Source organism: Shewanella sp. Isolate8 (assembly GCF_022398495.1).
GTDB classification, from domain to species: Bacteria; Pseudomonadota; Gammaproteobacteria; order Enterobacterales; family Shewanellaceae; genus Shewanella; species Shewanella aquimarina.
The window spans coordinates 1117790-1140905 of sequence record NZ_JAKEVI010000001.1 but is presented as its reverse complement, the minus strand read 5'-3'; the positions used below and the strand labels follow the sequence as shown (position 1 = coordinate 1140905).

25 protein-coding genes and 1 tRNA gene are annotated in these 23116 nt (G+C 53.1%); 7 read left to right on the top strand and 19 right to left on the bottom strand.

Going from position 1 to position 23116, the window contains the following annotated elements; all coding sequences use genetic code 11:
* Positions 1 to 23: 23 nt before the first annotated feature.
* Complete coding sequence (locus tag L1D43_RS05030) at positions 24 to 851, bottom strand: ion transporter (protein WP_239850173.1); 828 nt, start codon at positions 849 to 851, stop codon at positions 24 to 26.
* 144 nt (positions 852 to 995) lie between these two features.
* Here L1D43_RS05030 and L1D43_RS05025 point away from each other — a divergent pair, with 144 nt between their 5' ends.
* Positions 996 to 1535: a L,D-transpeptidase family protein gene (locus L1D43_RS05025; protein WP_041511743.1), complete on the top strand. Its 540-nt coding sequence runs from the start codon at positions 996 to 998 to the stop codon at positions 1533 to 1535.
* 88 nt (positions 1536 to 1623) lie between these two features.
* A complete protein-coding gene (locus L1D43_RS05020; protein ID WP_239850172.1) occupies positions 1624 to 2214 on the top strand; it encodes a VOC family protein in 591 nt (196 codons plus the stop codon).
* Positions 2215 to 2356: 142 nt separating this feature from the next.
* On the opposite strand, the gene L1D43_RS05015 is transcribed toward L1D43_RS05020, so the two are convergent.
* The 17 genes from L1D43_RS05015 to yejK all read right to left on the bottom strand — a co-directional run bounded on the left by L1D43_RS05015 (position 2357) and on the right by yejK (position 18065).
* On the bottom strand, positions 2357 to 3742 hold the full coding sequence (locus L1D43_RS05015) for an FAD-binding oxidoreductase (RefSeq protein WP_239850171.1): 1386 nt from the start codon (positions 3740 to 3742) through the stop codon (positions 2357 to 2359).
* A 254-nt stretch (positions 3743 to 3996) separates the two neighbouring features.
* On the bottom strand, positions 3997 to 4530 hold the full coding sequence (locus L1D43_RS05010) for a DUF3833 domain-containing protein (RefSeq protein WP_239850170.1): 534 nt from the start codon (positions 4528 to 4530) through the stop codon (positions 3997 to 3999).
* Complete coding sequence (locus L1D43_RS05005) at positions 4527 to 5015, bottom strand: chalcone isomerase family protein (RefSeq protein WP_239850169.1); 489 nt, start codon at positions 5013 to 5015, stop codon at positions 4527 to 4529. The genes L1D43_RS05010 and L1D43_RS05005 overlap by 4 nt, the downstream gene beginning before the upstream one ends.
* A gap of 64 nt (positions 5016 to 5079) precedes the next feature.
* Complete coding sequence (locus tag L1D43_RS05000) at positions 5080 to 5589, bottom strand: DUF2878 domain-containing protein (RefSeq protein ID WP_239850168.1); 510 nt, start codon at positions 5587 to 5589, stop codon at positions 5080 to 5082.
* Complete coding sequence (locus L1D43_RS04995) at positions 5567 to 6781, bottom strand: cyclopropane-fatty-acyl-phospholipid synthase family protein (protein ID WP_239851048.1); 1215 nt, start codon at positions 6779 to 6781, stop codon at positions 5567 to 5569. Before L1D43_RS04995 ends, L1D43_RS05000 begins: the two co-directional genes overlap by 23 nt.
* 168 nt (positions 6782 to 6949) lie before the next feature.
* Positions 6950 to 7768, bottom strand: a complete 819-nt coding sequence (locus tag L1D43_RS04990; protein WP_239850167.1) for a DUF1365 domain-containing protein — start codon at positions 7766 to 7768, stop codon at positions 6950 to 6952.
* Positions 7765 to 9018, bottom strand: coding sequence for an FAD-dependent oxidoreductase (locus tag L1D43_RS04985; protein ID WP_239850166.1), 1254 nt, complete (start codon positions 9016 to 9018; stop codon positions 7765 to 7767). Before L1D43_RS04985 ends, L1D43_RS04990 begins: the two co-directional genes overlap by 4 nt.
* A complete protein-coding gene (locus L1D43_RS04980) occupies positions 9015 to 9737 on the bottom strand; it encodes an SDR family NAD(P)-dependent oxidoreductase (RefSeq protein WP_239850165.1) in 723 nt (240 codons plus the stop codon). Before L1D43_RS04980 ends, L1D43_RS04985 begins: the two co-directional genes overlap by 4 nt.
* An 11-nt stretch (positions 9738 to 9748) precedes the next feature.
* On the bottom strand, positions 9749 to 10192 hold the full coding sequence (locus L1D43_RS04975) for a nuclear transport factor 2 family protein (protein ID WP_239850164.1): 444 nt from the start codon (positions 10190 to 10192) through the stop codon (positions 9749 to 9751).
* 1 nt (position 10193) lies between these two features.
* On the bottom strand, positions 10194 to 11606 hold the full coding sequence (phrB, locus tag L1D43_RS04970; protein ID WP_239850163.1) for a deoxyribodipyrimidine photo-lyase: 1413 nt from the start codon (positions 11604 to 11606) through the stop codon (positions 10194 to 10196).
* On the bottom strand, positions 11603 to 12547 hold the full coding sequence (locus L1D43_RS04965; RefSeq protein WP_239850162.1) for a DUF523 and DUF1722 domain-containing protein: 945 nt from the start codon (positions 12545 to 12547) through the stop codon (positions 11603 to 11605). The genes phrB and L1D43_RS04965 overlap by 4 nt, the downstream gene beginning before the upstream one ends.
* Positions 12548 to 12581: 34 nt before the next feature.
* Complete coding sequence (locus tag L1D43_RS04960; protein ID WP_239850161.1) at positions 12582 to 13295, bottom strand: ChrR family anti-sigma-E factor; 714 nt, start codon at positions 13293 to 13295, stop codon at positions 12582 to 12584.
* Entirely contained in the window at positions 13288 to 13920 is a 633-nt protein-coding gene (locus L1D43_RS04955; protein WP_239850160.1) for a sigma-70 family RNA polymerase sigma factor, read from the bottom strand. Before L1D43_RS04955 ends, L1D43_RS04960 begins: the two co-directional genes overlap by 8 nt.
* A 57-nt stretch (positions 13921 to 13977) precedes the next feature.
* The gene (locus tag L1D43_RS04950; RefSeq protein WP_239850159.1) at positions 13978 to 14667 is read right to left on the bottom strand and encodes an LON peptidase substrate-binding domain-containing protein; all 690 of its coding nucleotides are present in this window, start codon (positions 14665 to 14667) and stop codon (positions 13978 to 13980) included.
* A 265-nt stretch (positions 14668 to 14932) separates the two neighbouring features.
* Positions 14933 to 15709 (bottom strand): M23 family metallopeptidase, encoded by a 777-nt coding sequence (locus tag L1D43_RS04945; protein WP_239851047.1) that lies wholly within the window; start codon positions 15707 to 15709, stop codon positions 14933 to 14935.
* 192 nt (positions 15710 to 15901) lie between these two features.
* Positions 15902 to 16786 (bottom strand): 6-carboxytetrahydropterin synthase, encoded by an 885-nt coding sequence (locus L1D43_RS04940; RefSeq protein WP_239850158.1) that lies wholly within the window; start codon positions 16784 to 16786, stop codon positions 15902 to 15904.
* Between the two features lie 247 nt (positions 16787 to 17033).
* Entirely contained in the window at positions 17034 to 18065 is a 1032-nt protein-coding gene (gene yejK, locus L1D43_RS04935; protein WP_041511728.1) for a nucleoid-associated protein YejK, read from the bottom strand.
* Between the two features lie 77 nt (positions 18066 to 18142).
* Between yejK and L1D43_RS04930 the strand changes: the two genes are divergently transcribed.
* The 5 genes from L1D43_RS04930 (at position 18143) to L1D43_RS04910 (ending at position 21691) form a co-directional block, all read left to right on the top strand.
* Positions 18143 to 18358 carry a YejL family protein gene (locus L1D43_RS04930; protein WP_041511749.1) on the top strand — a complete coding sequence of 72 codons (216 nt, stop codon included), beginning with the start codon at positions 18143 to 18145 and terminating at the stop codon, positions 18356 to 18358.
* Positions 18359 to 18458: 100 nt separating this feature from the next.
* On the top strand, positions 18459 to 20246 hold the full coding sequence (locus L1D43_RS04925; protein ID WP_239850157.1) for a DUF3413 domain-containing protein: 1788 nt from the start codon (positions 18459 to 18461) through the stop codon (positions 20244 to 20246).
* Positions 20247 to 20411: 165 nt separating this feature from the next.
* Positions 20412 to 20488 (top strand) — tRNA-Pro (locus L1D43_RS04920).
* A gap of 514 nt (positions 20489 to 21002) precedes the next feature.
* Positions 21003 to 21281, top strand: coding sequence for a hypothetical protein (locus L1D43_RS04915; protein ID WP_239850156.1), 279 nt, complete (start codon positions 21003 to 21005; stop codon positions 21279 to 21281).
* Between the two features lie 8 nt (positions 21282 to 21289).
* Positions 21290 to 21691, top strand: coding sequence for a hypothetical protein (locus L1D43_RS04910; protein ID WP_239850155.1), 402 nt, complete (start codon positions 21290 to 21292; stop codon positions 21689 to 21691).
* A 373-nt stretch (positions 21692 to 22064) separates the two neighbouring features.
* On the opposite strand, the gene L1D43_RS04905 is transcribed toward L1D43_RS04910, so the two are convergent.
* Positions 22065 to 23114 carry an SAVED domain-containing protein gene (locus tag L1D43_RS04905; protein WP_239850154.1) on the bottom strand — a complete coding sequence of 350 codons (1050 nt, stop codon included), beginning with the start codon at positions 23112 to 23114 and terminating at the stop codon, positions 22065 to 22067.
* Positions 23115 to 23116 lie beyond the last annotated feature (2 nt).

Genomic DNA, 23116 nt, shown 5'->3' with positions numbered 1-23116 from the left:
AATAGATTGCAAACATAGGGCTCCTAAAGGTCTGTTTCCAGCTCGTTGCCACACTTGTCACAGTAGAGCGCCGAGACTTCGTGTCCCATCTTGAGGCAGTTGCTACAGCGGCGCAGATCTTTCTTGCGCACCATCTCTTGGGAGATCTCCGAGGTCAGGATGCCGGTCGGAATGGCGATGATGGAGTAACCGATCAGCATGGTCAACGCGGCTATCCCCTGCCCTAATGTAGTCTGCGGGGTAATATCGCCATAACCTACCGTGGTGATGGTAACGATTGTCCAGTAGATAGATTTCGGCATGGAGGTAAAACCATGCTCGGGTCCTTCCACCACATACATGATGGCGCTAAGCACCATAACAATCAGGCTGACGGAGAAGAAAAATAGAAAGACCTTGCGGCTCGACTGCATCATGGCCCGCAGCAAGAGGTTACCCTCGCTGAGGTAGCGCAGCAGCTTAAGCACCCTGAAGATACGGAACAGTCGCAGCACACGGATCACCAGCGTGAAGTTGGCCCCGGGGAAGATGAGCGCCAGATAGCTGGGCAAGATAGAGAGCAGATCCACCACGCCATAGAAGCTGCGGGCATATTGTGCCGGCTGAGCGGAGCAGTAGAGTCTGAGCATGTACTCTAAGGTAAAGATACCGGTAAAGCACCATTCGGCGATACGGATCCAATCGCCATAACGATTATGTATGCTGTCTATGGTGTCGACAAACACCAGGGCGACACTCAACACGATACAGACGATCAGGCTGATGTCGAAATAACGACCGGCCGGCGTGTCTGTGCCGAAGATAATCTCTCTGAGTTTCTGTTTACGCGCCTCTTGCGGGGTCTCATCCATCTAAATTAACAATCCTTATCTCTCATCATCGAAGACGCCAATTCCACCCACTATGATGCAACATGGAATTAACCGATCCAGCTTAATCTAAAATAAGGTATGATGAACACCCAAGTAGTGGCTTTATTTTACCGAACCAAGACGATGCAGACATTTTTTAAACAACTCCTGCTGCTTTGCCTGCTCGCCCCGTTAGGGGTTACCTGGGCGCAATCGAGCGGCTTAAGCTCGCCCCATAGCGCCAGCAAGAGCCAGATTGGCAAGGTAGATCTGGTGGTAGTCAATAAGTCTGAGGCCAGCATGCTATTGATGCGCCAAGGTAAAGTATTAAGACGCTACAAGATTGCCCTGGGCGATCGTCCGGTGGGCCACAAGCTGCAAGAGGGCGATCAACGTACCCCAGAGGGGCGCTATATCCTGGATTATAAGAAGGCCGACAGCGCCTACTACCGTGCTATCCATATCTCCTACCCCAACGATGAAGATAAACTCAGGGCCGCCGCACTGGGGATCAATCCCGGCGGACAGATCATGATCCATGGCCAGAATCCTAACTCCTCGCTCACCCCGGATGAAGCCCAGCGCCTCAACTGGACCGACGGCTGTATCGCCATCAAGAACGAAGAGATAGACGAGCTGTGGCGCGCCGTCGATACCGGCACCCCCATAGAGATCTGGCCTTAAGACAAGTGCCGCCCCAGTGCCGAACCCGGGGCCAGCGCCGCTAGCACGGCACTAATACCCAATTTTGAGTCCACACAAGATAATTAAGATGATGACTGAATCTCAAGTTTCCGATGAGCTGACTTTTGACGCGCTCAAGCTGCAGTGGCCTACCTTCAGCCAAGCGATTTTAGATTTCATGAAAGAACTGGGGCTGGATGGCTTAGGTTTCGAGTGCGACCATGCCGCCCTCAGGGTCAACACCAGCCAAGGCGCCGACAGCCTTAGAGAGGCCTTCTGCCGTCAGGGTGAGATCATCTCAGATAATATGATCAACGGCCGCCCGATTCTCATCATCGCCCTCGACACTCCCTTGGTGCTGGGCGAGCTGACGATAGAATGTATCGAGCTGCCCTACCCCGGCGATAAACGCTATCCGATCGAGGGCTGGGAACATATCGAGTTGGTGCTGCCGGGCGGCGCGACCACCACAGAGACACTGAGCGAGCAGCTACTCGAGCGGGTGCCGACACTTACCAGAGTGCTGGCTCAGGAAACGGATGTTAAGGTGAAGATGAGTTCGCCCCAGGGGGAACATGAGCGCCTGGCTAACCCCACCATAGCCTTCAAGCGGGGCAACCTCTGCATCAAGGTCCATCCCCACGGCATAAAGGCGGTTATCGCCTCAGAAGCTAAATAGCCAAGTAGCTATGTAGCTATGTAGCTATGTAGCACACTAATCCAGTAGCCAAGTAGCCTGACCGTTGTCAGGCTACTGCCAAGTGACTGTTATTTAAAAAGTAAACAGTCACTTGGTTACTGCTTCAAAGCAAAGCCCCAATTTAAGCGGGCTTGATGTTCTGATTCACCCTAAACAGATTATTCGGATCGTACTGCTTCTTCAGCTGACGCAATCGCCCGTAGGTTTCCCCATAGGCCGACTCGGTGCGGTCAGATTCATCATCGGTTAGGAAGTTGATGTAGGCACCGCCGCTGGCAAAAGGCTTGGTCTTATCGAAGAACTCCCGCGCCCAGGCGATACAGCGTTTATCATCGTCGGCAGACTCCCAGCGCACATGCACGTTCAATACGTACTGGGCATCCCGGGCCGAATAAGCCATGGCGTCGGCGGCCGGCAAACAGGTAGCGCAACCGATTGAGGCGATAAAGATCTCACACTGCTCTGTGGGCAGGGTACCGGCATATTCGATGGCCGTATCGATAGCCGCTTCACTAAGCAGGGTAAAGTTATGGGACTTCCAATAGTTACGTGAACCGGGCATCAACAAAGGATCGAAGGCCTGCTGCCAGGCAGCAAAGGGTTGTACGCCCACATGCTCACCCACAGGCGTGCCAAATTGACGAAGCGGCGCGATCAGTTTCTCACCTTCGGCGGGATCGCCAGCATAACAGATCGCCAGCACTATCACCTCTTTGCCGTGAACCGACTCGGGGAGAAATGGCAATGGCGGCGCCTTACGTGCCACCATCCAGACACTCAGATCCTCAGGCGCATTGGCGGTAAAGTTAACAAACTGACTGATAACAGACTTTGCCTGCTCGAAGGGGAAAACTATGAGGCCGCTGAGGACGTCGGGCCCTATGGGGTGCAACTTAAACTCAAATTGAGTGACTATGCCGAAGTTACCACCGCCGCCGCGCAGTCCCCAGAAGAGCTCTGGTTCGCTGGCCTGACTGGCAACGAGCTGTTTGCCTTCTGCGGTCACGACATTGGCCGACACCAGGTTATCGATTGTCATGCCGAGTTTGCGGCTTAACCAGCCAAAGCCACCACCTAAGGTTAATCCTGCGATCCCTGTGGTGGAGTTGATCCCCACGGGTACTGCCAGGCCATGTTTTTGGGTGGCGGCATCTACATCCTCCAGGGTACAACCCGGCTCAACCAAAGCCAGTTGTTTGTCGGGGTCGACCTTGACCTGTTTCATCAAGGACAGATCTATCAGCAGGCCATCGTCACAAAGAGCCTTTCCCGCGATATTGTGGCCACCGCCGCGAACCGAGATGAGTAAATCATGTTCCCGGCCAAAGTTGACGGCCTTGACCACATCCTCCGCCGAGGTGCAACGGGCGATCATCCCCGGTTTTCGATCTATCATGGCATTCCAGATCTGTCGCACTTCGTCATAGTTGCTGTCTTCGGGCAAAATAACATCGCCACCAAATCCAGCCTTAAAACTGTCCACCTGAGATTGTTGTATACCTTTCATATAAGCTGCCTCTTAAGCGTCACATCGCCGCGCAAACAATGTATGTGCCAATAAGTGCTATGCTCATTCCCTCAAGTGTAACGTCAATAATGCTTGGTTCTAGTTGGAGTAATGGAATTCAGTCACGGATATAAATACGGCATATCAAAAGAGCATCAGTCTTTATGTTAGTAGAAACCATGGGGTTTGGATAACCAGACGCATGCTCAAACGCGATTTAAAATGACGACAGCAAACTGGTTGGCGGTTTAGCCCTAGATTTTCTCGATGTAGAGGATAACTTCCCCCACCTTGATGCCAAACTTGCTCATCTCTGTCTTGTTGAACAGGCGCTTATCATCGAGCAGAAACATCCAATCATCTAAAGTCACCTGATAGATCTCACCATCGATTGGGATCTCGAGTTCATATTGCCAGAACAGCGCCGCCCCACGGGTTTGACCGAGGGCTGTGCCCACCACGTCCTGGGCGCGGCCTTGGTAGGAATTATCATCAAGCTTGGTGAGCTGCCAGGTGCGCTCGCTCTTCTCGCCGTCATCGAACAGAAACCACTCCTGGATCTCGCCCTTATCGCCCTGCCAGCTAGCCAGCATATCCACCTCGAAGCGCCTTATCAGGGTGCCGGAGCGATCCAGCACTATGCCGTAGGCCTTTAGCTTACCGTCAAAAAAGCTGTCCAGATGCAGCTCTGGAGTGGTGTCGCTATAGTCCTCCAGTGAGGCGCTGCCACAGGCACTAAGCAGCAAGATAAGTAAGGAGGTCACAAATGCCAAAACGATATTTTTCATTGTCTTAATCCCAATAGGCCCTGTCTTAACTCAGGCTCTGAGGTGCGCTCAGATAACCAGATGGCCAGAAACGCCTCACCGAAGGTGCGATCCTGGATCTGCCCAAGCGGCTTGTCACCGAAGTAGAAATAGCTGTCTCCTTGGCTGTTCACCCAAAGGGTCAGACTGTCACCCTCGCGCACGTCGGGCCAGAGCCCCTGAATATGCCGCTGCCAAGAGGTTATCTGCTGGTCTGAGTAACCCAGGTGACGCCACTGCTCTAGCGTGGCCTCAATAAGCAGATCGCTTTCGATATCTCGGTAGTAATTTATCTTCAGCGCCTTATCGGCACTCGCCTCATAGTCAGGCTGAGCGCTATACAGCTCGGCGCGATACAAGGTCCAAAACAGATACTGCATCTCGGCGCTACCTATCTTATGCAGCCTGTCGAGATCTGCGGCCTGAGCACCCAGGCTTAAGAGTAATAGCAATAGAACTTTGCCCATGACTCACCTCGCTTTCTTACCTAATACGCTTCTTACTTAATAGCCTTGTTACCTAATGAGCTTGTTACCCAGTTAACTTACTCGCTTGCGGTGCTGAAACCTTCCCCTGTCCCCACACCAACAAGGGCAGGAGCACTGCCCAAACCGGTGCCGTGACCAACCAAAAATTGAGATCGGACAGTGGGGTCGCCAACGCCCCCAGGCTCAGACCGGCCCAATAACTGCCCGCTCCACCGAAGGCGCCGATAAGCATCAGCCAAGGCAGGCCGAGCCCGGATAGCAGACGTAAGCTGTGATTGAGGCTCATCAAGAAGATCACCCAAAGAAGGGCTAGCCAGAGGGGAAATGCAGAGTCGACACCGCGAAAGGCGCCGAGAGCGATGAGCGCCCCATCCACCAGCAAACCTAGCGGTAGCAGCGCCATCAGCCTCAGATCCGCCCTCACACAGGGGGACAGCAGACAATGCAAGATGATCAGCCCAGCGATGATGTAGCTGGCCGATTGCGTCAGCCAGGCCGCCGACCACCAGGCCAGCTGAAACAGGCCAAGATTAATAAGCCAGAACGCTTTCATCCTGAGCCCCAAAATACCTGGGCTTACGGGCAACCAGATGATGGGTGGCGATCAGCCGCTCCTTGAATGCCCCTTCGCAGTAACAGAAGTAAAACAGCCAGAGACGCTTAAATTGCTCGTCATAGCCAAGCGCCTCCAGTTCCGGCCAGGCCTGCTCGAACGCCTGACGCCAGTCGTACAAGGTTCTCGCATAGTGCAGGCCAATATCTTGCAGATCGCAGATCACCATGTCGGTACGCTTGGCCAGCTGCTCACTCATCACGGCCACCGACGGCAGGCAGCCACCGGGGAAAATATATTTCTGAATGAAGTCGACGCCTTTACGGTATTTTTCGTAGCGGCCATCGCTGATGGTGATCGCCTGCAGCAGCATCTTGCCATCATCCTTCAACAAGCCCGAGCAGGTCTCAAAAAATGTCCCCAGATACTCGTGGCCCACCGCCTCGATCATCTCTATCGACACCAGCTTGTCGTACTGGCCCGTCAGGCGGCGATAATCCTGCTTGAGCAGGGTTATCTGGTCGCTAAGGCCCGCCTGTTCAATCCGCGTCTTGGCATATTGATACTGGGCATCGGATATGGTGGTCGTGGTGACGCGGCAGCCATAGTGCTGCGCCATATAGATGGCCAGCGCCCCCCAGCCTGAGCCTATCTCAAGCACATGTTCTCCGGGCTTGAGTTCCAGCTTTTCGCAGATGGTTTGTAGCTTATTTTGCTGAGCCTGAGCGAGCGTCTGACCACTGTCGCCGTACAGGGCGCAGGAGTAGAGCATAGAGTCATCGAGAAAGCGCTCGTAGAGCTCGTTACCTATGTCGTAGTGAGCCAGTATGTTGCGCTTGGCGCCCTGCTCTGTGTTGCGTTGACTTAGCCTTAAAAACAGATGCTTGATGCGGGTCAGCCAGGCCATCTTCTGCTCCAGCGCGTCCAGCCGGGTTTGATTGCGGGCCATCACCTGAATCAGACGGGTGAGATCCGGGCTGGTCCACTTACCATCGAGAAAGGCCTCCGCGGCGCCTATGCTGCCCCCTTGGATAAGGTCGCGATAGAAGCTGGGATCCAACACATTTATCTGGGCGCTGAGGCTTGCACTTCGCTCACCAAACTGCTGCTGTGTATCACCTTCAACGAGGGTGATAAAGCCACCTTTGAGCTGGCCCAACAGGCGAATGACCAGGGCGCGATACTTCTGCATTGCGCCCAGTTCCACTGCCACAGCGCGAGGCCTTACACCATTTACTTGTTTGATTGTCTGTTCCATCTCTACCTCGCTAAATGAAATACCATCTGCATCTGGGTTGTCGCCATACACTGCAGCTGTCCGCCTGCGCTAACTGCACCTCTAGCGTGACTGGCTACTTGCCTAACTCGCGCTATCGGCATCTGGGTGCGCGATAAAGGGCACCCGCTTGAGAAACAACTTAAGCGCCTGCCAGTAGATCCCCACCAGCATCTTCACCGTCATGGCGGGGATCCTGAGCCAGGTGCTCATCAGGTTGCTTGGGGTGATCCCCTGCCTGTCGAGCGCCAAAGTGGCATCGAACACCTTAGTGACCCCCTCGGTCTCCCGATGGTTTTCGATATGCACCATCGCCTTGGCCGTCGGCGGCGACACCCGCCAGTGGTAGGTCATCTCCATCTCCATGAAGGGCGATACATGAAATGCCTTCTTGAGCTTCATTTCGCCCTCCAGGCTCAGCAGGTAGTAATGCCTCTGGTTCCAGGGGGTGTTACTCACCTCGGCCAACATGTAGCGGCAAACCTGCTGCGCGTCGTAACAGAAGTAGAAGTTGATGGGGCTAAAATAGATCCCCAGGCAACGGCACTGAGCCAGCATCACTACCCTGTTTTCTGTCTGCCAACTTCCACCGAGTGCGGCGACTTTCTGGGCAATACGCTGCTTAAGGCTGCCGGGTTCATTTTTGAGGTAATCTTTTTCATTAAAACGTATGGGGTTGAACCAACGCTGGCCAAACAGCCAGCTGCGGGATGTCACTGCTGATAACTCGTCGAGGTCCAGCCCCATCATGTAGAGGCGATAGCCGAAGGCGTGTGGGATCTCGCCAAACCTGCGATGGCGCACCTGTCCGGTATAGATACCGCTATGCTCCACAGGCGCTTTAGGCTCCTGCTGCGCTCTACTCGCTTGAGAGACAGCAGATGTTTGGCGGTTGCTGCTCATAGGCTCATCCCGAAGCGCTTGGTGACATCCAGGGCGCTGCGTACCCCATCTTCATGGAAGCCGTTGTACCAGTAGGCGCCGACAAAGTGAGTGTGAGCCTTGCCGCAGATCTCCAGGCGCCGCTGCTGGGCCGCGACACTGGCCTCGTTCAGCACCGGATGGTGATAGACGAAGCGGCGCAGTACCTTATCTTCGGCTATCTCCTCACTCTGATTCAGGGTGACGCAGAAGGTGGTGTCGCTATCGATCCCCTGGAGAATATTCATGTTGTAGGTGACGCAGGCGGCGCGCTCGAGATTATCATCCAGCATATAGTTCCAGCTCGCCCAGGCCAGTGGCCGCTTAGGCAATAACTTGATGTCTGTGTGCAGCACCACTTCGTTGCGACTATAGGGAATGCCGCCCAGCACTTCTTGTTCATCGGCCGTGGCGTCCCCTAACAGGGCGAGGGCCTGGTCTGAGTGACAGGCGAAGATCACCTCATCGAATACCTGGGTCTCGCCCCCTTGCAGCACCAGCCTCACCTCACCCTCCTGGCGATAAACCCCCTCAATCTGGCTACCTAAATGTACCGGACAAGAGAGGCCGGCGAGGATCGCCTCAACATACTGACGGGAGCCGCCGGGCACCACATACCACTGGGGCCTGTCGCTGATGTTGAGCAGGCCATGGTTGTAGAAGAAACGGATGAAGAACCTAAGCTCGAAGGCCTGCATCTCTTTCAGGCTGGTCGACCAGATGGCCGCCCCCATGGGCAGTATGTAGTGCTCGCTGAAAAATGATGAAAAGCCATGCTGCGTCAGAAACTCCCCCAGGGTCATCCCCTCGGGCACGGCGTCCTGGCCGTAACTCTCCTTGCAGAGTCGGTTGAACCTTAAGATCTCACTCAGCAGACGCCAAAAACGGGGGCGAAACAGGTTGCGCCGCTGGGCAAACAGGCTATTGAGGCCGTGGCCGTTATACTCGAAACCAGTCTGACGATTATGGACGCTGAAGCTCATCTCGGTAGCCTGTCCCTCAATGCCAAGCATGGCCAGCAGACGATTGAAATTAGGATAGGTTCGGTCGTTGAACACGATAAAGCCGGTATCTATGGCATAGTCGCGCCCCTCATGGTGCACATCGACCGTGGCCGTGTGTCCACCCACATAATCGTTTTGCTCAAACAGGGTCACCTCATAATGCTTGTCCAGCAGATAGGCGCAGGTCAGGCCCGAGATGCCCGAGCCAATAATGGCAATTTTTTTCATGGAGACACCATCCTCATGGCGAGACGGCGCCAGAGCGAAAAAGGTAACAGTGAGAGGCTCTGCATCAGCCAGATAAACAGGCGTGGGAAGCGTATGTCGCGCTTACCCTTGGCGATGCCGCGCATTATGGTCTCGGCGGCCTCCTCGGCGCCGATCATCATGGGCATGGCGAAGGTGTTTCTATCCGTTAGCGGCGTCTGCACGAAGCCTGGATGCACCAAAGTCACCTCTATCTGATGTCTCGCCAGATCTATGGCCAGCACCTTGGCCAGATAACTCAGTCCCGCCTTGGAGGCGCCGTAGGCCTCGGCTCGAGGCAACGCCAAAAGCTGGGCGCTGGAACTGACCAACACAAGGCGACCGCCAGGCTTCAAATTGGGTAACCAGGCCTGCAGAGCGTAGCCGATGGCGATAAGGTTGATATTGATAATTTTGTCGAAACGCTTAGCATCGAAATTAAGCGCGTCGTCGATATATTCGCAGTCGCCGGCGTTGAGAATAAGCAGATCCAGCGGCCCATGTTCGGCAGCGAGCGCAGGATAGCTATCGTACTGCATCAGATCGAAGCACAGGGTGCTGATGTTAGGCTGCGCCTCTGTCAAATCATCTAGCTTTCTCTGGCTGCGTCCGCAGGCCACTACCCTATGACCGGCCTTGGCATAGCCAAGGGCCAGCTGCTTGCCGATCCCCGAGGTTGCCCCTGTGATCATTAGCTTCATGGCGACCTCCCCTAGCTTACGGCGCGGCGTTTTACCGCGCGGATAAGGCCACCGAGCAGCGGCAGCTGTTCGTACAACATGGCACCGACATCGAAGTAATCCCTGTGATAGATCACCTTGTTGTCTTTGGCCCGCAGTTGAGAGTGCCCCTCGACCTTAATTGGCTGGCACCCATTAAGCTGTTTATGTCTGAAGGTCATGGTCCAGTAAACGGCGGCCTCGCCCTGATGCTCTAAGACCGACTCTATGGTGAAGTCACAGCTTATCACCTGGTGATAGAGCCCTTGAAAGTAGGCCAGCAGGCCATCCAACCCCTCGACGCGATGCAGGGGATCGCAAAACACCACCTCGGGATGATAGATCCGGCGCAGCCCCTCCAGGATCTCCGTGCCGAGGTCGCTATACACGGCGATAAAGTTTTGTAACCACAGGGCGCTAGCCGTCATCTTCGTCATCCTATTCCACCTTATAAAACGCCAGGGCCCTTTGACGCGCCGCCTTATGGTCCACTATCGGCGCGGGGTAGATCTCACCCTCACCCTGACTCACCAAATAGTCGTGGGGGAAGTGGATCTGCTTGTCGGGCACCTCACTTAACTCTGGTAGATACTTACGGATGAAATCGCCCCGAGGATCAAATTTCTGGCTCTGGGTGATAGGGTTGAAGATCCTAAAATAGGGCTGGGCATCACAGCCCGTGCTGGCCGCCCACTGCCAGCCGCCGTTATTGGCACTAAAATCACCATCGATCAGCTGCTGCATAAAGAAGCGCTCGCCCTTGTGCCAGTCCACCAGCAGGTGTTTAGTCAGAAAACTGGCCACTATCATCCTAAGGCGATTGTGCATCCAGCCGGTGCGGCGCAGCTGTTTCATGGCCGCATCGACTATGGGGTATCCGGTGCGTCCCTCGCACCAGGCCTGAAAGTGCGCCTCGTTATTGGGCCAGGGCAGCGACTCATACTTGGGCTGAAAACTCCTGCCCTTGATGAGATCGGGATAGTGAAACAGCAGATGTTTATAGAAGTCACGCCAAATCAGCTCATTGAGCCAGGAAAAGGCAGCGTGCTGGGGGTCATAGATCACCTCTGGATGACGCTGCACCAGTTGCAGTGCCAGCCAACGTGGGCTGATGGCACCTATGGCTAAGTAGGGAGAGAGCCCCGAGGTACCCTTGATGGCGGGAAAATCACGCCGCTCACCATAGTCGAGCAGCTTCTCCTGCCAAAAAGCGGGCAGGAGCTTAGTCATCACCTGCTCACTGTCGGGCCAGCGGCTGGAGTCCTCCAGGGGATAATCTAGGCTGATGCTGTTTGATAACGCTTGTGTAAGCTGAGCCGCAGCTTGAGCATCACCGACCGATTTGGCCGGCGTCGGCACACACTCTATGCCCTTAGCCGCGACACACTTGAGCCAGGCCTTCTTGAAGGGGGTAAAGACCTTAAACATCTCCCCCTGCTGATTGAGTACGCTGCCCGGCGGCAAGATGGTATCGTTTTGCCAAAGGCGCAGATCTATCCCCGCCGCCATAACCTGTTTGTCGCGCTCCTGCTCATCGAGCTCAGGCTCGCTGTTGGCCAGCAGCAGAGTGATCGCGTTAGAGCGGCAAAAGTCACACAGGACCTTTACCTGATCGCTAAAATCTGCGGCGGATAAGATGACCAGCTCAATTTCATACAGGGATAACTCACCGGCCATCAGCTCGAGGTGACGACGAATGAGATCGACCTTTATCGGCGCCATATCATGTTGCTGCCACTGAGACGGGGTGGTAATAAAGATCGCCTGTTTCACCCCGAGCCGCACCGCCTCACTCAAGGCGGGATTATCATGGAGACGGAAATCCCGTCTCAGCCACAAGAGTGCTCTCAATAGCCGTACCTCAATCTCAGCTCCTTAGGATGGGGATTCAGATAGGCTTGCTGTAGCAGGTATTCATTTGGAAACTCAATAAGATAATGTTTTATCAGGGTCAGCGGCACCAACAGTGGTGACAGCCCCTCGCGATAGGCGGCGATCTCCTCGGTCAGCTCACGGCGCTTATGCTCATCGAGCTGACGCTTAAAGTAGCCCTGCAGATGCTGCAGTGTGTTGGTATGACTGCGACGGGACGCCTTATTTTTAAGGGCCTGCATCAGACCCGAGATATAACGCTCGCTCTGCTCCTCGAGGCCAATGTCGGCGCGGCCCAGCAGACGCCCCAGCTCACGATAGCTCTCTACATGGTGGCTCATCACCAGGTACTTATGGGCGCTATGGAACTGGATCAACTTGTGCCGGGTCAGCCCCTCGGCCTTAAGATCCAGCCACTTCTGATAGGTGAAGATGCGGGTGGTGAAGTTCTCGCGAATGATGGGGTCGTTCAACCTGCCATTCTCCTCACAGGGCAGCAGCGGATTGGCCTTCATCACCTGCTCGGCGAACACACCAACACCTGTGGATTCAGAGCCTTTACCGTGGTGGTGATACACCTTCACCCGCTCCATGCCACAGCTTGGGCTCTTGGCACAAAATACGAAGCCCGCTAGATCCTGATAGCCTTGGGCTGCCTTAGCGCCGAACGCTTTCAGGGCCTCGGTCACATCGCCGCTGCCGTCGGGGCGAGAGACAGTGATGATATTGTCCTTAACGATCTGCCTGATGGTTGGCCTAGGCACCGGCAGGCCGATGGCCATCTCTGGGCATACGGGCTTAAACTCGGCAAACTCCGCCAGTTGCTCCATGCAGAAACCGGACTTTTTATGGCCTCTGTCGAAGCGTACCGGCTCTCCCATCACACAGGCACTTATGCCTATCTTCAATTTCTTCTTCATGTCGCCTCCATTTAGCAGACCAGGCATCAAGGAATTAGTAGATAAAACGTCCGATTGGGTTAAGCAGCTGGCTCATCCCCTGGGTAAAATGGATCGCATCGCTGGAAACCGTGAGGCAGACACAGCCCTCTTCAGTCACCGGCTGATGTGTGTGCTGGCCGTCGAGCCAGATAAAGTCGCCCTTGCGATACTCGCCCATCTCATCGGTGAAGCTGCCCTGCAGCAACAAGGTTATCTCGAAGCCTTTATGGGTGTGACAAGGCACGCTGCCGCCTTTATCTATGTGCAGCAGGCTCATCCTGAGATCGCCATCATCCAGCGCCAGGCGCGAGCGTGACAGCTTGCCCATGCCCTGCCACTCCCTGAGGGGAATCGACCTGAGTGCCATAGGCAGCGCGATACGCTCTCCTCCCACGGCAATTTCGGTAACGGTTTGCGGCAACTGACGCTTGTCATCGGCTTCCTCGGCCGTGATGGCGGCAATGCACTCGTCGAAATCTTCTATATCGAAATCAAATTCGCCGTCCAGGTCGCTCGTCAGATCGGTTGCAAGCAACTCATCGCCAACTGTCTCATCAGCAAGTTCGCCAAAGGCGTCGATGGCGGCCTGCTGGGTTAAACGCTGCACCGAGCGGGCGCATTCGGTGCACAGCTCGACGTGGCTCGACACCAATACGGATACCGAGGCGGGTAAGTTACCGGCAACAAACTGTGCCAGCACGTCAGAAGTGGGATGGTGATTAATCATGCTGCTGGTCTCCCATCTGCTGCTTGAGTTTCGCCAGGGCGAGCCTGAGTCTGGATTTAATGGTGCCTATGGGGACGCCGAACTGCTGTGCCAACTGCTCCTGAGAGAGCTCTTGATAGTAGACACCCTTGACCACGGCGCGTTGCGCCTCGGGCAGACTGTCGACATAGGCAAGCATCTGCTTCTCCATCAGGTGGTCGGCAAATTCAGGCAGTGCCTCTTCGCTCTGCACCTGCTCGATAGGCCAGATGTCGTCACCCAGGTTCATCTCCGCCTTGGACTTGACACGCCTGAGCATATCGAAGGCGGCATTACGCATCACGGTATAGACCCAAGTGGTGGCCGCGCCTTTGTCGCCGTCATACAGATGCGCCTTGCGCCAGACATTACTCATGGTCTCCTGCACCAACTCGTGTGCCTGAGCCTCGTTGCCTAGTTGCTTGATACCAAAGCGTTTAATCTTAGGCGCAAAAAATTGAAACAGACGTGTAAACGCCTGCTTATCCCTTTCATCGGCGACTCGCACCAACCAGACAGACAACTCTGGCGGTACCTGCGTCTCTGGATGACTGTTAATGTTCGCACTCCCTTTATCCGGGGCGCCTGCGCTAACAAATGTCTGCATCTGAATTCACGTATGACCCATAGATAATCGTCTATACGCAGGCGCCGGCAACTTGGATCAATTAATTTTATCCTGACCCAAAATAAATGTATCGAGAAACGACTTTGCCTGAGAAAAACTGTTAGGCAAGATGAATTTCTCCTTCTCATTCAAAGATAAAGGCAATATCTCTAAAAAGCGAGCGCAGACCCAATCCAGCCGATTAAATTCTGGCTGAGGGTAGAGTTCCGCCAATGGAGGATGTTGAACAAACAGCTCGCTAAGGGCCTGCCCCAGCTCGCCGCGCCGAGCTCTGGGCGGCTGAGTAGGCCAATGGTCGCGATAGCGACAGCGCGCCATCAGCAGGCCGTCGCCACGCACCTCGAATCTGTCCAGGCTCACCAGGTGACTGGCCCTAACATCGATAACCAGCAGGCCATCTTCGCCATGATGAAAATCGACGACTTGTACCTTGGTGCCCCAATCCGGCACATTGAAGTCAAAGGCCTTATCGTAGCGGGCGATCACAAAGCCCTTGCCTGTAGACTCGGCCGCCACGGATTCTGTAACCAAGGATTCTGAAACCATGGCAAGATAACGCTGCTCGAAGATCCTCAGGCGCTGCACGCCGCCCGGCAGCACAAACAGCGGCAGGGGAAAAACCGCCAGGGTCTGCTCCGCTAACCTAGTAGGCTCCTGTTGTCGCGACTCTGTGTGGCCCGCTTGCTGCGCCCCAGTGGCAGGGCTGGTTTCATGGGTGATCTTCATACTGACTTACACGACTCTTCTGCTTAAATGCTTTCCAACGCAGAAATCTAAGCGCTGTAACTTTGCTGCTTACGATATCTGCTTGACCTATAACTTGCATACGCAGCGATACCAAGAATCGATCACCCAAACGCCAGATGGGTTAAGAAAGCGAGAAATAGAGGAAGAGATAAAGAATGAGAGACATGAAAAAGGCGACCCTTGGCCGCCTTCACTAATATTTCGTTCCACTCACCTTGTCAGAGAGCGCTTTACCATACTTGACCTAATTTGCCTGTTTGGTCTGTTTGGCCTGGTTTTGACGCTCAAGCACACTCGCCATGGACGGTACCACAGTCACGGGATCCAGTCGCATCTGGAACCAGTTGAGACGCCAGTCAAGGTGCGGCCCGGTGGCACGTCCGGTGGCGCCCACCTCGGCAACGGGTTGACCCTGCTTGATGGTCTCACCCGGCTTCACATACAGCTTACTCAGGTGTAGGAAGCTGGAACTCACCCCATAGCCGTGGTCGATGATCATGGTACCGCCAGAGTAGAACATATCGGGCACAGAGAGGGTCACCACGCCATCGGCCGGCGCGACCACCACTGTGCCTGTCTTGGCCGCCACATCCACACCATAGTGAGGATTACTCGGCTTGCCGTTATAGACCCGCTGGCTGCCATACACGCCCGAGATGCGCCCCGTCAGCGGCCAGATGAAGTCTTGAGCAAAGGCGGTCTGCCCCGAGAAGGTGGCTCTGGCCGCCTTGACCTGCTTGCTGTCTTTAGCCGCGCGCTCTAGGGCCTTAGGATCTGGCTTCATGATCTTCTTGGCGATGCCGTTGACCTTGTCTATCTTGTACTGTTTCTCGCTTATCTTGAGGGGCATAAGCTGGGTCAGGCCATCTGGGTAGACAAGTTTAAGCTCTTGATTGAGCGCGGCTTCCCGCTCGAAACCGAAGGCAAACAGCCCCTCGGGGCTGACTTTTACCGGCTCGCCGTTGAGCCATACCTGGGTTCCCGCCTGAGCCTGGCCGCGGATCAGCGCGCCCTGCTCCATCTTGCCACTCAAGTTAACCTCGCCCAAGTTAACCTCGCTCAGGTTCACCTCGCTCAAGTTCACCTCGGCCTGAGCGCCCACGGCGCCACCAAGACAAAATACAGCCACAACTAAGCGCAACAAGTTCACATTCGACTCCTATCGATTCAGGCTAATAAAGGATTAAGGCAAACTAAAACGTCTGACAAGCTGCTAGACGTGACGCTCGCCTTTAGAGGCGATGGCGCCCTTGCCCACGCCTTCGTAGGCGATCACCTTAAATGAACTGTCGCTATTCTCGTTTGCCAGCGTGGTGGCGATAAAATCGGCCAACAGCTCTACCGTGGTATCGTGGGGGATGATCTCGCAGCGTTTCTTGGGCATGGCCAACTGAAAATCGCCCTGTGGCGCCACATAGTGGAAACCATAGTGGGTCTCATCGCTCACCACAGTCTGTGGCGACAGCTCCAGCTCGTCCACCTCGACCAAATCATCTTCAGATCCGAGATAGATATCTTTCCAGCGGCGGGCCCAGTACTCGTCCCACTTAGGCGCGGCGACGCCATTTTCAAACACGTTGATCGGGCTGCGGTGACCATGAGCGATCCGCTGGCAGTTACCGTCGTGCTTCTTCAGACCATGAGAGTAGTGGTAATAAGGGGTCTCGTGCAGCTCGTTACGCAGGGTCAATGCGATGCCCTGAACGTTGTCTGGCAACACCTCTTTCAAGGCTTTCTGCAAGAAGGCGTTCACGCTGTCAAAATCGATGATCTCAGTGGGGATCAGGGCAAAGGCCTGAGCGGGACAGGCGAGATGGATATCTCCCTGCAGGCTGTTGAAATCCATCCAGACACGATCGCCCTGCTGCTGCCATCTCACCTCGGCGCAGGCGGTAGGGATAAGCAAGCGATGATCGGCCACATCGTCTATGGTGTTCTTGATGGTGCGCTTTACCTTGGCAAAGTCCAGCACCATGTTCTGATCGTCCAGGCCGCCATCGAGCAGCACGTCGACGATCCAGCTCTCCCCGACCATGCCACGGATAGGGCACAGGTAAGAAAAATCGATTACGGTTAAATCTCTAACAAAAAGTTGCATTTACGCTCCGTAGGCAGAAAAACAGTCCACCTTATTTGATCCCTCCGGCAAACGGCCGACGGACACATTTGTTTCAACAGTACTGTTGTTTCAGCAGATAATTTCAACTCATCTGCGATATTTTAGCAAGTCATGCAGCGGTTAAGCGTTCGTCACCTGACCATTACACCCTATTTAAAGCATCATAAACGAAAAAAGCGTCTAACACAGACGCTTTTTTCTGGCGCTGAATAGCCCGTTAATGGGGTTATTGGCCGCCCTTGAGGCGACGGTCCAGCTGATCTTTGAGGTTAGCCGGCACGCCCTTGATCAAGATGGAATCTGAGATAGGGTCATAGATCACCCGCTCACCCAGATGCTGGCCATCGAAGCTGATGGTCACGCCACCGCCTGTGCCCGAAAACTTCTTGAGCTGACGCAGGGTCGGCTTGTCGCCGGGAAACTCCTCTTCTAGCTCATAGTCTCCGCCTTGGGCGAAGTCATAGAAGGAGTCCATGCCGGCATCGGCCAGTTCATCGGCCAGATCTTTCAGCTGAATATCGGCGCCGCTGTCGACCCGCTCGGTGCAATACTCGAACACCTTCTCGCGGCACTGCTGGCGCTCATCCTTGGTCAGCTCACTGCTGGCGACAAAGTCTTCTACCGCATTCATCAGCGACTTGTTCTGCGCCTTGGTGTTAACCCCTTCGACACATCCCATGAAGTCGAGGAAGAAATCGGCAACTTTCCGCCCGGCGCGGCCGCGCACGAAGGAGATATACTTGAGCGAATCCGGATCTGCCTGCCATTCGGTCAGGTCGATACGCGCCGCCAGCTGCACATTGTTGAGATCCAGGTGGGTATTCTGCGACAGCTCCATATCATCCAGCACCGTCATCGACGACTTGGCGTTAAGCAGAGAGACAAACAGGTAATCGCTGGTCATATAGGTGTAGCAGGCAAGCAGTAGGAAGCCGCCCTGGCTGAAGTCATACTTGGCCAGCTCCTCTTGCAGCAGCTGCCCCGCCACGCCGGAGAACTCGACGAACCCTAGCTCGCCACCCAGATACTGGCTAAGTGCCTCTTTAAACTTGGGGTTGGCCTCACCATCGTCACCGTGGGTACCAAAATGACCAAAGCCCTTACCCGATTTGCTGGTGTAGGTTTGGTGCAGCTCTTCGAGCATGGCTTCGACGGCTTGACTATTTAGTAGCGGTTGTGGACGCAATCTACAGCTGAGCTGGCCTTCGCCATCTTGGGATATCGCGTGAATAATTGCTTGTTCGACGTTAATACTCATAAGCCTCGATAGTGATGTTGGTAGAAATCCGTTATTATATGCCGCTATTTCAAATTAAAGTGAAAAAATTTTTAAATATGGCTATCCAATCTAAATATTCAAACGCCCAGGTCGAAGCCGTCATCGCCGAGATCCTGGCTGTACTCGACAAGCACCAGGCGCCAACCGATCTCAGCCTGATGGTCCTGGGCAACTGTGTCACAGATCTGCTGATGCGCAAGGTGCCAGAGGCGGCACGCGAGCAAGTGGCCGAACAGTTTGCCAAGGCGCTGACTCAGTCGGTAAAAAGCTAACACTAACGGCTAAAAAAGCGGTTTTTGTTCGCAAAAAACTGGCCAATCCGCCTTAAAAAAAATTAAGATAGACAAGTATTTCAACTAATAACGGATCCCTATGATCGAGCGTAAAAAAGAGATGGGCCGTGATCGCGTGTCACGCTTAGTCAGTTGGGGGCACTGGTTTGCCTTCTTCAACGGCTTCTTGGCGATGATAGTCGGTGTCCGTTATATTGAAACCGTGGGCGCGCCCGAGTCCTGGATTGGCTGGGGCTACCTGGCCATCAGCACCCTGGGCCACTTTAGCTTTCTCGCCTTCATCGTCTATCTGGTGGTGCTCTTTCCCATCACCCTCTTGCTGCCCTACTCCAAGATACTGCGCGGCCTCGCGGCCTTTGCCGCCACCCTGGGCCTTTGTATCTTGCTGTATGACACCCTGATCTACGACGACTATGGTCTGCACCTTAGTCCATTTGTGTTCGACATCGCCTGGGCCGATCTCAACGCCCTGCTGCAAGGCACCTCTTATATAGTGACGCCGCTGGGGATCATTATCCTGGAGCTGACCGCAGCCAACTTCTTGTGGAAGCGCATAGAAAAGATACGTAAGTCTAACTACGGCCCTAAGGTGGTGTTGGTTATCGGCCTGTGTTTCGTCAGCAGCCACCTGATTCATATCTGGGCAGATGCCGCCGACATCACAGAGATCACTCGCCTGGATGATGCCTACCCACTCTCTTATCCTGCCACCGCGCGCTCCTTCATGGAGAGCCACGGCATAGAGAAGAGCAGCAAGGCACAAGACCCGAGCAAGTTACAACCTAGCCTCAACTACCCGATCTCGCCGCTGCAGTGCAGCGCCAACCCAGAGATCAACATATTGATGGTAGCTATCGACGGCTTCAGGGCCGATCTGGTCAACAAGGACACCATGCCGTTCCTCTATGAGTACGGCAAACACAACCACGAATTTAAGCAGCACCTGAGTGGCGGCAATATGCACAACAGCGGCATGTTCTCCCTGCTCTATGGCTTGCAGGGCAGCTATATCGCCGCCGACGATCTCAGCTATCGCTCACCCGTGTTCACCCAGGAGCTGGCCAAACAGGGCTATACCCTGGCGCGTTTCGCCCCTGAGACAAGCACTATTCAGCCCCAAGCCATCTATCAGGACCTGACCTCGCACCTGCAGCCGCTGACCAATGGCGTGGCCGATGCCGATATTCAATCCATCGACAGCTTCGACCAGTGGCGCATGCAGCAGGAGAAACCTTGGTTTGCCCTGCTCAACCTGCAGAGCCCCGACAGCTACGACACCCCAATTGGTTTCCTGGGTATCGAGACGGTGAAGCCGAGCACACCGCTCAAGCCGGCACAGAAGGTGCTGTTCAACCAATATCGTCAGTCGCTCAACTTTGTCGACAAGCAGCTGCAAAAGCTTATCGAGCGCCTACCGGCCAGCACCTTCGTGATGGTCACCGGCGTGTCGGGCAAGGTGTTTACCGGCGACAACGACAACCAGCGTGGCAACCTGTCTCCGGCCAACGTGCATGTGCCTTTGATCATCCACTGGCCCGGCATGGAGTATGACAAGACGGTCACCTACCCCAGCAGCCACTACGGCGTGGTGCCGACCCTGATGACCCAGCTGCTCGACTGCACCAACAAGCCGAGCGACTACAGCGCCGGGCGCAACATACTGCAGCCCCAAAGCGAGAACTGGACCTACATCGGCGACAACCTGGTGTTTGGCATCTATCAGGAAGATGAGATCACAGTGATCGACAGACACGGCAAATACCGTATCTATAACCGTGACTATAGCCAGCGTCTACGCAACAAGAAGATCAGCGCGCCCGAGCTGATCCAGGTGATGCGCGAAGGACGACGCTTCTACAATCACTAGAAACTTGAGTCATTAAGCACCAAGTACTTAGGTTGAGCCACCAGCGACTATAAACTAGCCAGTCGATCGCGCTCAACCGCCGAAACACTTGCACAGGGGCAAACGACTTGATAAAGTTCAGCCTGTTCGAAGCAGACCCCAAGTCTTTGCTGCTTTGGATAAAATCGGTATGTAGCGCAGCCCGGTAGCGCACTGTCATGGGGTGTCAGGGGTCGGAGGTTCGAATCCTCTCATACCGACCAAATTCTTAATCAAAAAAGCCTGTAATTCTTAACGAGTTACAGGCTTTTTTGTGTCTAATGATTTATTGTTAGCAATTCAAACATGGTCAAACTCCGGTCAAACTCTGGTCAAACCTACGACGAAAATCCGTAATAAATCTGGTGTCCTTTCGATTACTTTTTGTAATGATGTGGGCGTTGTAGATGCTTATTCACTCCTTTTGTAATACAACTCCCACAGTATCTGCAAATGCCACTCTTCATTAGGCGGTAATTTGCTTGATAAATCGCCTCACCAATGTCGTTTCTTCAACTGAATCACTCTCAAAGCTAGTTGCCAACGACTCCGCCCCGTCGTTATAACTAATGCAAAAATTAACCAAGCCTGATCGACTCTCTTCATAGTTACCATCCGTTAAAAACCATTCTTTGTCGCACTGCCTCACATCCCACATGAAACCCGAAAATTCGCACCGGTCGCACCTAGATAATCATGCGGCCACTTGGGTCGCTATAAACATAATTGGGAGTACCTATGAAAGACAATGCTATCGCTCTTCAGCTCATCAGGCTAAGAGGCATCATTAAACAACTTTATAAAGTGATAAACATAGAGCTTGAAAACGTTAGCGATATTCAGCTCGGACTAATTGCTGAACAGGAATTTCTGCTCTACTCGGTTGAATCATACCTTGGCAAAAATGGCTTGAATGAAATTGAATGCGAACTTGTTTTGGAGTTCTTGTATCAATTCTTAATTAATATGCCATTAACGAACCTAGCTACTGAAGAGGACACACCTTTCATTAACTAGGAGGAGCTATGAGCACCAACAAGTCACTATTCATTAGAGAATATCAAAGGAAATCGAAAAGTCCCTGGGACGACCACTGCACTGTTCTTTTGCTAGCTGAACAGCAAGGAGATGTTCAGGGAACAATTAAACTAAGCTTTGGACAATACATCTATCAGCATAGGGATTCAGCAGGAAGAATTTTAGGTATCAGCGTAAGCAAGTCTATCCTAGAGGACTTTCCAGAGTTCACTTGCCAATATCTTGAGGGCATTGACATGTACATCATTCTCCTCTTGCTAAAGGAAGAGATCAGAACTTTCTGTAACTTGTTCAAACATGAGTTTTTGGAACTATACGGCCTCTATCCTAATGAGTATTTCGACCAAGCGGAGCAACACTGGGCAGACAGGTTAAATGATGACTTGTAACACCTACTAGCGAGCCAATTGGCTCGCTTTTTCATCACATAAGTTGGACTAAACTCATACAAGAACAAACGATTTTGATTATTGAGCGCAACTTAATAGTAAAACCTCTATGGAGTGAACCAAAACCCGACACCTCAACTCAACTGTAAAAGCTCCTGCTCCCGTGCACAAAACCCTGTATTGATGTCATTCAATATTTTTAGGTTACCAACATTGTCTCGTTCAGCCCTTTCAGTCATAAGCTCGAGAGTATTTATTGTCTTCGCTTTGCGAAAATGTATGAGCCAAATTATTTCCTCTTGGGAAAGTTTTTTCGGTAAAAATGTAGTCACTCACACCCTCATTTTTTTGAATAAAATTTGTTTCCTGTTCCCTAAGAGTAAACAGAAATTCCCGAACGTGATAATTCAATCGCCCATGTATATGACTGTGATGATGGGTCAAAGTTATGTATCACCCAGTTCTGCTGTGTCCCTTCCTGATAACGACGCCCGATTTCTATAGCTAAGGCAGACTGGACAGACAAGAATAAGTGTATCTTTTTGCAACCTGGTAATGCAGATAACCTGTCAATAATCTCTCCAACCTTTGCGGACATCTCTTGTAAATTACCCTGATTCTTAATCAGGTTCCTCGAAGCATCTTGCTCGGAATCCAAAATGATAGTTGAGTTTTGAAAATCTTTAGGAATTTGGCTTAGGTTTATAGGAGTACTAAGACCTAAAGCGATTGCAGCAGCACCTGAGTCGTTCAGTTTATCCACTAGAGAAGGTTCCTTTAATCTAACCTCGGTATTCTCATCAGATAGTAGTGCATAACTTCCGTTCTTATGAAGCTTGTCAAAATATACGATCTCTGCCGAAAGGTTTCTCAACATAGCACCATAAGCAACTAAAAAGGGGATGCGGGCTAACCCCCCTATGTAAAGTTTTTGCCCTTTATCTTGAAGTATATGGCGCTTAAAAATATCCACTTCTAATTCAGCATTATATCGCCGGACTTGTTGCTCTATATTTTCAGGTATTGATGAGGGAACCCCAAGATGAACAGGCTCTCTGCAAAACGCTTTTTCTGATGGTTCCAGCATCTCTTCAGGAAAATCCGTCGAAACACCAGGCATTGCTGAAATGATAACCCTCGCGGTGAGGCGAAGTTTTTGATTCCACTCAGAGAAAATTAGCATTGCGCCCAGAATAAACAAAGCAGCACTAAGATACATAGCATATAATGAAGGCTCCTTATCGGCCAAACTCAGAGTGTCGATAACATATCCAGTTTCAAATTTCACGTTGATTACACCAATCGAAAGTAAACCAGTTCCCAAAGCAGCTAGGCAAGCTCTAACTCCCCATCTTGTCCGTGGGTAAGATGTACGTTTGAATTTTAATCCTGTAACAAACAGCCATTTAAAGCGTTCCCACATTG